The 4395-nt window shown below is 40.6% G+C and carries 4 protein-coding genes; all 4 read right to left on the bottom strand.

Features of this window, described 5'->3' with window-relative positions:
• Window positions 1–469 precede the first annotated feature (469 nt).
• On the bottom strand, window positions 470–1462 hold the full coding sequence (gene accD / locus AC2JBO_RS43485; RefSeq protein WP_496959831.1) for an acetyl-CoA carboxylase, carboxyltransferase subunit beta: 993 nt from the start codon (window positions 1460–1462) through the stop codon (window positions 470–472).
• Window positions 1463–1838: 376 nt separating this feature from the next.
• Entirely contained in the window at window positions 1839–2654 is an 816-nt protein-coding gene (locus tag AC2JBO_RS43480) for a prepilin peptidase (protein WP_496959830.1), read from the bottom strand.
• A gap of 164 nt (window positions 2655–2818) precedes the next feature.
• Window positions 2819–3079 carry a hypothetical protein gene (locus AC2JBO_RS43475; protein ID WP_496959829.1) on the bottom strand — a complete coding sequence of 87 codons (261 nt, stop codon included), beginning with the start codon at window positions 3077–3079 and terminating at the stop codon, window positions 2819–2821.
• Between the two features lie 61 nt (window positions 3080–3140).
• Entirely contained in the window at window positions 3141–4226 is a 1086-nt protein-coding gene (gene leuB / locus AC2JBO_RS43470) for a 3-isopropylmalate dehydrogenase (RefSeq protein ID WP_496959828.1), read from the bottom strand.
• Window positions 4227–4395: the final 169 nt, after the last annotated feature.

Below are 4395 nucleotides of genomic sequence, written 5' to 3'. Positions count from 1 at the left end.
ATATCATCCATCAATAACACAGGGCTTCTATTAATTGGCACCCTTACTATTTCAGTTGGTGAGAACAAGTCAAGTTGATTTGTCTCCAATGGCAATTTCCAATAAATGCAACGCAGGTCATGCTAGCACTGGGGTGTTACATTTGTAAACAATATTTAAGTACTATTTTATACTTAAAATGCGGACTTTCGATTACTGGGGTTTGTTTACTATATCCCCTAGTAAAACATTATCCTTGAGAGTGCGTAACAGAAGTGCCAAGCAAACTAAATTTAACAAACGGTGCTACCAGTTTACGCGCACTCCTTTGTACTACATGGCGCCGATTTAAAAGTTAATAGTGTGTAGAGACCGAATTAATTCGGTCTCTACAGTGTCGAGCGTGGTAAAAAATATATCACTGCACAGGCGAGACGCCTATGCTACAATACGCCAAAATGAATATCTCGCTTGAACCGGGTTTTTGTATTTACTCAGCAACAGTAGAGCTTAAGCTTCTAGTATCCCACATCACAACATTATGATTGGTGTGTGTAACATGCTGATTGTTGATGTTATTTACGAGTATTGGTGATGAGGGCTGATGCAGCGCGATTAATTGTGCTAAGGTTTTCTTCATTTGGGTACGGGGTACTATTTCGTCGATAAACCCGTGCTTGAGTAAATCTTCCGCCGTTTGGAAATCTTCTGGTAGTTTTTCTCGCAAGGTTTGCTCTATCACGCGCCGACCAGCAAAGCCTACTGTTGCTTTAGGTTCCGCAATAATTATATCTCCTAACATTGCGAAGCTCGCTGTTACACCCCCTGTTGTTGGGTTTGTCAAAACTGGTATATATAATAGTCGCTCGTCTTGATGACGTTGTAAGGCGCCTGATATTTTTGCCATTTGCATTAGCGATAGCATTCCTTCTTGCATCCGCGCGCCACCCGATGTACAAACAATTACAACAGCACAGCGGCGTTGTGTTGCTTGTTCGATTAAACGAGTTAGTTTTTCGCCTACTACTGAACCCATACTGGCGCCAATAAAGCGAAAGTCCATCACACCCAGTGCAACTGGCAACCCATCAATTTGTCCTAAACCAGTTATTACAGCATCAGTCAAACCTGTTTTTTGCTGCATGTCTCGCAGACGGTCACTGTAGGGTTTACGGTCGCGGAACTGTAATGGGTCAGATGGACGTAAATGCTCATCTAATGGTTTCCATGTATTAGCATCAATTAATTGGCGAATTCGTTCATCACTATCTACTCGGTTGTGATATCCGCACTCGGTGCAAACCATTTGATTCGCTGTTAAATCTTTTGTGTAGCTTAATACTCCACATTTAGAACATTTGTGCCAGAGTCCATCAGCAATTTCGCGTTCTTGGCGCTCTGGAGTTGTAGACCCTGATTTTCGTCGATTTGCAAACCAATCTAACAGAGATTTTAAACCGCGTGATTCTTCGTTGTTTGCCATTTTCTTTTCTTATGCTTCGTGGGTAGTATATCGCTCGTCAGGTCAAATTGCCCAAATTCTTTAGTTGATCTTTTAAGCAAAACAGACCTTTTAACAGCATCTTTGGTTGCCAGCTTAACGAAAATATGTATACCAATTCAAGTATCTCGTTTGTTTTATAGCAACTTCAAGCCGAGCAAGTACGCGAATATTAGTTTCTCACCAAGATGAGAATCAACTCCATAACTTGCTTGCTCCCGGCCGTATGCACGACTCGATACTGGCACGGCGCCCTTCATGAAGAGTATATTCAAGCTACAGCATAATACTACCAAAACTTCAAAAATTGTTGGGGTAATCAAATTTACAGTTGTAAAGCAATAAAGTTGAAAGCATTTTATCTTGGAAATAACTGTATGTAGCTAGCGATTATATTTTGACCTCCAAATAGGGTAATTACCGAACCTAGGGCAAGACATGGACCAAATGGCATTTTTTTACCCCATTTCCGGCTTTGAAGTATTACACCACTTCCACCAGCTAGTACACCCACTATACAACTTATGAGAACAGCTAATAGTAAATGTGGACACCCTAACCAGGCGCCCATCATCGCAGCAAGTTTCGCATCTCCTCCCCCCATTGCTTCTTTCTGAAAAATGACCGAACCTATAAATGTAATTGCATCAAAAAGCCATACCCCTACAACAGCACCAACTATGGCGCCGAACATCTGGTTAAAAGCACCATTCAAACTATTAAACTGTACAAAACCCAAAACCGTATGAAACAAAACCCCTAATACCAAACCAGATTTAGTTAACGGGTTGGGTAAAGTCATTGTATCGAAGTCAATTAACGATAAAGCAAGTAACCAACTACAAAAAATCCAATATCCAATTGTCAAAGGGGAATACTCAAATACCCAAAATACTAGTAAAAACAATAACCCCGTAATCATCTCAACTACAGGGTAACGCATCGAAATCTTACTCTTACAATAACGACAACGCCCTTTTAACCAAAACCATCCCAGCACAGGTACATTATCATTAGCTCTCAACTGGTTTAGACAATGCGGACACCGTGATGGTGGAAAAATTACCGACAGTCCAGCAGGGAGACGGTAGACGACTACATTTATAAAACTACCAATCGATGCACCAAAGGCAAAGACAATAAGACTTGCCGGGAACAACATCAAAATATCCATACATAATCAAAGTCATTTGTCCTTTGTCATTTGTACAAGCTACAAGTATGTTTTGTCACTGGCTCTTTTTTCTTTACTGAATGACAAATTGAAAGATTAACTATTGACTATTGGTTAGTGATGATTGAGAAAAATCAACTTTAGAAAAATCAACTTTAGAATAACTAATACATGTACGATTCGATTTGACTCAAAGGTACAAAGCATTCTTCTGGTAATAATACCGGATGTTGGGTAAAAATCACTTTGCCTCGATGGTTAGAACGATTTATTGCTACACCCGAAGCATGTCCTGTGATTTCTGGATGAACTTCACAGTATGTATGGTATATTTGTCCAGCTGCTCTGATTAAGGCAGGGTCAATCAAAGCTGGCTGGTTTCTGGTATTCGTATAGTTATTGGGTTCTTGTTTTAAAGCGTACACTGGTTATACTACTATTTTGTGTAAAGGTTTACTTTCAGTTGATGCTGCTCAACCCAAACCATTATTCTTCTAACGCTTGAATTAACGCATCGCCCATTGCACGACAGCCTAAAAGCTTCATACCTGGTGACATAATATCCCCTGTACGCAAACCTTTCTGTAGAATTAGCGACACATTTTTTTCAATATGGTCAGCGGCTGCGGGTTGATTTAAGCCGTATCGTAACATCATTGCAGCACTTAATACTTGTGCCAAAGGATTGGCTTTATCTTGTCCTGCAATATCAGGGGCAGAACCATGAACTGGTTCAAATACTCCTGGCCCAGTTGCACCCAGACTAGCAGATGGTAGCATACCTATACTGCCTGTCAACATGGCTGCCGCATCCGAGAGAATATCACCAAATAAATTACCTGTGACAATTGTGTCGAATTGTTTCGGCGCCCTTAGAAGTTGCATTGCCGCATTATCTACATACATGTGTGAAAGTTCTACTGCCGGATATTCTGTTGCTAGTTTAGTAATATTTTCCCGCCAGAGTTGTGATACGTCTAGTACATTAGATTTATCTACAGAACATAGCTTACCAGTACGTTTTTGTGCAGTTTCAAAAGCAACTCTACCAATACGATTAATTTCTGACTCGGTATAAGCCATTGTATTTACACCACGTCTTTCACCTGTTTCTGTGGTAAAGATTCCTCTAGGTTTACCGAAATAAATACCTCCAGTCAGTTCACGTACCACCATAATATCAACGCCTTCGACAATTTCTTTTTTCAATGATGAAGCATCGATCAATTCAGGAATAATTGTCGCTGGTCGTAAATTCGCAAACAACTCTAAACCCGCGCGTAGTCCTAATAAACCTCCTTCGGGACGCTTTGCTGGTGGTAATGAGTCCCATTTGTAACCACCTACTGCTGCGAGTAATACTGCATCACTATTGCGACATTTATCTAAACTTTCTTCGGGTAATGGTTCACCTGTTAGGTCGATAGCGGCGCCGCCAATGGTCGCTTCTTGAAAATTAAACTCAATATCAAACTTTTTTCCTACAACCTTTAGTACATCCACAGCAACGTTCATGATTTCGGAACCGATGCCATCGCCAGGTAAAAGGGTTATGCGGAATTGCTGTGTCATAGAGGTTATGGAAATATTCTTATAGTGCCAATAAATTTAATATCATACAAAGGAAGTGCATTATTTCACCTAGAATTTTTAATTATCTTGTGGAATGGGCATCCTGCCATTGGCGTCAAGTTAAGGCTGGCGCCCATATGTCAAGAGACCTTTGGGCATTAGTTCGATG

Source organism: Calothrix sp. CBUCES-K 9914, from assembly GCF_059640475.1.
This window is presented reverse-complemented; position numbering and strand designations above follow the sequence as displayed.